The sequence below is a fragment of the Burkholderia sp. Ac-20379 genome (assembly GCF_017104645.1).
In the GTDB taxonomy this organism is placed as follows: Bacteria; Pseudomonadota; Gammaproteobacteria; order Burkholderiales; family Burkholderiaceae; genus Burkholderia.
The window spans coordinates 1-4,599 of the sequence record NZ_JAAGPF010000445.1 but is presented as its reverse complement, the minus strand read 5'-3'; the positions used below and the strand labels follow the sequence as shown (position 1 = coordinate 4,599).

5 protein-coding genes and 1 pseudogene are annotated in these 4,599 nt (G+C 71.2%); all 6 read right to left on the bottom strand.

The genetic code is table 11. The features are described 5' to 3' along the window. Positions 1-324, bottom strand: a 324-nt coding sequence (locus G3N92_RS31060) for a (2Fe-2S)-binding protein (RefSeq protein ID WP_206131368.1), incomplete at its 3' end; no start/stop codon positions are given. Positions 325-372: 48 nt separating this feature from the next. Then, positions 373-1,113 (bottom strand): SDR family NAD(P)-dependent oxidoreductase, encoded by a 741-nt coding sequence (locus tag G3N92_RS31055; protein ID WP_206131367.1) that lies wholly within the window; start codon positions 1,111-1,113, stop codon positions 373-375. After that, complete coding sequence (locus G3N92_RS31050) at positions 1,113-1,895, bottom strand: SDR family oxidoreductase (protein WP_206131366.1); 783 nt, start codon at positions 1,893-1,895, stop codon at positions 1,113-1,115. Before G3N92_RS31050 ends, G3N92_RS31055 begins: the two co-directional genes overlap by 1 nt. Before the next feature lie 91 nt (positions 1,896-1,986). Beyond that, positions 1,987-3,417 (bottom strand): diaminopimelate decarboxylase, encoded by a 1,431-nt coding sequence (locus tag G3N92_RS31045; protein ID WP_206131365.1) that lies wholly within the window; start codon positions 3,415-3,417, stop codon positions 1,987-1,989. Positions 3,418-3,466: 49 nt separating this feature from the next. Beyond that, positions 3,467-4,372: a dihydrodipicolinate synthase family protein gene (locus G3N92_RS31040; protein WP_206131364.1), complete on the bottom strand. Its 906-nt coding sequence runs from the start codon at positions 4,370-4,372 to the stop codon at positions 3,467-3,469. A gap of 44 nt (positions 4,373-4,416) precedes the next feature. Further along, positions 4,417-4,599 (bottom strand): annotated as a pseudogene (locus G3N92_RS31035) (sugar ABC transporter ATP-binding protein); the annotation flags it as partial.

Here is a 4,599-nt window from a genome sequence, read left to right as displayed (position 1 = left end):
CGGCGTGCGCAGCGCGATCGCCGGCGCATCCGCCGCCATCGCCGCGGCCGGGGGCGCCGTCATGCACGGCGCGCGCTGGCTGCCGCGCCGCACCGAGATCGGCCGGTCGATCTTGGTCATGCAGGCGCGCCGGTTCGGCACGCCGTCGATCTCGACCAGGCACTCCTGGCACACGCCCATCCCGCAGAACACGCCGCGCGCCTGGCCCTCGGCGGTGGTGCGGAAATGCCGGATCTCATGCGCGATCAGCGCCGCGGCGAGGGTTTCGCCGCGGCGCGCATCGAGCTTGCTGCCTTCGAATTCGATTGGAACGGTTTCGCTCATAGCCCTTCGGTTCCGGTTGTCCTGTCCTTCCTGCGCGCCCGCCGCCGCTCAGAGCGACGCTTCGAGCCGCGTGTTCAGCACCAGCTCGGCCACCACCGCGTTGTTCGGCAGCCCGAGCACGAACGCCACCGCGTCGGCCACGGTTTCCGGCCGCAAGCGCTCGGCGGCCGGCGTCACGCCCGGCAGGTTGGCGATCAGCTCGGTATCCACCGCGCCGGGGCACAGCGCCGTCGCGCGCACGCCGTGCGCCCAGCCGTCGAAGCGCGCCGCGTGCGTGAGCGCCATCAGCGCGTGCTTGGTCATCGAATAGCCGATCGACACGGTCGGCCGATAGCGCTTGCCGTCGGTCGAGGCCACGTTGACCACGCGCCCGTCGCCCGCCAGTTTCAGCGCGGGCAGCGTCGCGCGCAACAGCCGCAGCGGCGCCTTCACGTTCACTTCCCACATCGTGTCGAGCGCCGCCTCCTCCGGATCCGAGTCGAACGCCATCTCGAGCAGCGTGCCCGCGTTGTTGACCAGCGCATCGAGCCGGCCGAACCGCGCCAGCGTCTCGGCGGTCCAGCGCTCGCCGGCGTCGCGCTCGCTCGCGTCGTAGGCCGACAGATGCACGCGCGGCGAACCCGCCAGCCCCGGCAGCGCGAACGCCTCGGGCCGGCGCAGGCCCAGCGACAGCGTGTAGCCGTCGTCGAACAGCCGCCGCGCGATCGCCGCGCCGATGCCGCGCGACGCGCCCGACACCATCACCACCCGCCCGGCATGACGGCCCGGCGAAGCCATAGCATCGCTCATCAGAAAAGCCCCTGGTAGACGCCGCCGTCGTTGACGATGTTCTGCGCGGTCATGAAGCCGTTCTGCGCGCTGCACAGGAACGCGATCAGGTCGCCGCATTCGGCCGGATCGGCGAAGCGGCCGGCCGGGCAGTTGCGCAGCCGGTCGGCGACGATCGCCTCGTAGCTGGTGTTGCCGCGCGCGGCGTGGCCGTGCAGGTTGGTGATCAGCGCATCTGTCTCGAACAGGCCCGGGCACACGCTGTTGATCACCACGTTGTGCGGCACCAGCTCGCGCGCCATCGCGGCGATCGCACCGGCCAGCGCGAGCCGCGCGGCGTGGCTGGCCGCGAAGCCGGCCTGCGGAAACTTGATGAAACTGACCGACATGTTGACGATCCGCCCGAAGCGGCGCTCGCACATGCCCGGCACCAGCGCGCGGATCAGCTCGAGCGAGGCGTAGCAGTGCGATTCCATCCAGCCGTCCCAATCGGCGCGCGTCTGCGTGCGGAAATCCTCGGGCACCTGCCGCACGCCGGGGTTGGCGAGCAGGATGTCCACCGCGCGCGGCTGCGCCAGCACCGCCTCGCGGCCCGCCTGCGTCGCCAGATCGGCCGCCACCGTCGCGACCTCCACCGCGTAAGCGCCGCGCAAGCGCGCGGCGGCCTCGTCGAGCGCCGCCGCGGTGCGCGCCACCAGCGTCAGGTGCACGCCCTCGCGCGCGAGCGCGGTCGCCGCCGCGAAGCCGAGCCCCTTGCTGCCGCCGCATACCACGGCATGACGTCCTGCAATTCCCAGATCCATCCGTTCTCCTCCGTCTCCGGCGTGCCGGGCGCCGATGCGTCCCGCCGCCGTGCCTGCCGCGCGGCCTCGCCGCGCGGCGTCCGCTCCGTACTCAGTCCCGGCCGCCGAACGACGCCGCCAGCAGCCGCGGCGGCACCCGGAAGCGCCCCGCCACGTCGCGCCACTGCTCGCGCAGCGTGATGGTTTCGGCCACGCCGTTGGCCGCCAGCACCGTCTCGGGCAGCAACTGCGCGTTGTAGCGCGCCGCGCTCGATTCCGTGTAGCCACCCGCATCGAGAAACGCGACGAAATCGCCGCGCGCCAGCGCAGGCATGTTGCGCTGCGTGCCAAGCTCGTCGGAATTGCAGAGCGGCCCGACCAGATCGACCGCATCCACGGCCTCGCGCGCCGTGTCGCGCACCGCGACCGCGTGGTAATACCAGTCGAGCGCCGAGGCCCACGACAGGTGGTTGGTCGACAGGTCGAGGTTCACCCACTTCTTCCTCGCGCCCTGCTTGATCGCGCCGACGCGCCCCACCGCCACGCCCGACGGCCCGGAAATCGCACGGCCCGGCTCGATGCGCAGCTTCGGCAGCGGCAGGCCCTGGCGCTCGGCTTCCTGGCGGATCGCGTCGCCGCAGAGCTTGCCGTAGATCTCGGGCGTCGGCGCGCGGTCGTCGTCGATCTGCGCGTTCGGGCCGGTGCCGTACCACTTGCCGAAGGTCCAGCCGCCGCCGATGTCGATGCACGGCGGAATCCAGCCGGTGGCGTCGCGCAGCCAGGCCGACCAGACGATCATCTCGCGCGCCATGATCGCGAAGTTCTCCGGGTCGTTCGACATGCGGCTCAGGTGGAAATGGGTTTCCTTCAGCACGATGTTCGGCATCGCCTGCGCGCGCCGCACGATCTCGGCGGTCTGTTCGCGCGTCATGCCCCACTTGGTCGAATCGCTCTGCTCCTTGAGCGTGCCGGGGCCGTGCATCGCCACGCCGGTGCGGCCGGCCAGCGGCTCCAGGTCGAGCTTGAGACGAATGCCGATGCCCACGCTGAGGCCGAGGCGTTGCGAGATCGCGTCGATGCGGTCGAGCTCGTCCATCGCATCGATGTTGATGCAGATGCCGTTGGCGATCGCCATCTCCAGTTCCTCGTCCTGCTTGTTCGAGCCGTTCAGCACCAGCTTCGACGGATCGGTGCCGGCCAGCAGCGCGATGTACATCTCGTTGACGCCGAAACAATCGCCGCCCGCGCCTTCCTGATTCAGGATGTGGCGGATCGCGAGGCCGTTGTTCGACTTGTTCGCGAACAGGATCTCGACCTCGGGATAGTGGGCCAGGAAGCCGTCGCGAAACGCGCGATACCGCTCGCGCAGTTCGTTCTCCGACACGATGTAGAGCGGCGCACCGTGCTTCTCGGCGAGCGCCTGCACATCGCAGCCGTCCACCCACAGGTTGCCGTTCGGGCCGATGCCGATGTGGTTGCCGAATTTCACCGACAGCTCGACCGGCTCGGCCGGCGTGCGGTTGATCGGGTTGATCGCGTTCATGTTCTCGGGTTTCCTCATTGAATGGTGGGCGCGGCCGGCGCGCCGGATCTCACAGCAGGCCTTCCGCCGCCAGCCCGCGGCGCAGCCCCGCGAGCGCCGCGTCGCCGAGCGGGCGCAGCGGCGTGCGCAGCGCCCCGCCGCCCGGGATGCCGAGCATCGTCATGGCGGCCTTGGTGGACGGATACAGCGTGCGTCCCTCGCTCGTGAACAGGTCGGTCAGCCGGCGGCCGGTGGCCTGCAGCGCCGCGGCCTGCACCGCGTCGCCGCGCCGGGCCGCCTCGAAGAAGGTCTGGCCGCCCGCGTCCCACACGTTCGGGAAGCAGTCGATCAGGCCGTCCGCGCCGAGCTGCACGGCCGGCGCGCCGAACACCGACGACGGCCCGCAGAACACGCGCAGCCGGTCGTGCACCGCGATCAGCGTCGCGTAGAAGTTGTTCCAGTCGCCCGAGCTTTCCTTGACGGCCACCACCTGCTCGAGCGCCGCGAGCCGCGCCACCAGCGCCGGCGTCAGCGCGTTCACGGCGTTGCCGGGGATGTTGTAGAGCATCACCGGCAGATCGAGCTGCCCGGTCACGTCGCGGTAGTGCGCGAAGATTTCGTCGTCGGTCAGCTTGACGAAGTACGGCGGCAGGATCAGCACGCCGTCGCAGCCGAGCCGCTGCGCCTCGCGCGAGAGCGCCACGGTGCCGTCGATGTCGACGCAGCCGGTGCCGGCGATCAGCGTGCCGCGCGCGCCGATCGCCTGCTTGGCGGCGGCGAACAGGCGTGCGCGCTCGTCCGCGTTCATCGCCCAGAATTCGCCGGTGCAGCCGCCGACGACGATGCCGGTCGCGCCGAGCGACAGATGCCGCTCGATCGACGCGCCGAGCGCGTTGTCGTCGAGGCGGCCCGCTGCGTCGAACGGGGTCGTGATGGCCGGCATCGCGCCGGACCATGTCACGCTGTGTCTATCCATGTCGTGTCCTGGGTTGGGTTCGGATCGGGTGAAACGCGCGGCGCTCAGGCGGCCGCGCGGGAACGGGCCGGCGCGCTGGCCGCGCCGGTATCGCGGTTCAGGCGGGCGCCGGTGCCGCGCGAGAACACGTGCACGCGCGGCAGCGCGACCTCGAACGGCACCGTGTCGCCGGTGCGCAGCGCACGCGCGAGCGGCACGTCGCTGGCGATGCGGGTGGTCAGCGGCGA

Coding starts and splice junctions, on each gene's coding strand:
- G3N92_RS31055 (WP_206131367.1), bottom strand. CDS start 1,113: ATGAGCGATGCTATGGCTTCGCCGGGCCGTCATGCCGGGCGGGTGGTG.
- G3N92_RS31050 (WP_206131366.1), bottom strand. CDS start 1,895: ATGGATCTGGGAATTGCAGGACGTCATGCCGTGGTATGCGGCGGCAGC.
- G3N92_RS31045 (WP_206131365.1), bottom strand. CDS start 3,417: ATGAACGCGATCAACCCGATCAACCGCACGCCGGCCGAGCCGGTCGAG.
- G3N92_RS31040 (WP_206131364.1), bottom strand. CDS start 4,372: ATGGATAGACACAGCGTGACATGGTCCGGCGCGATGCCGGCCATCACG.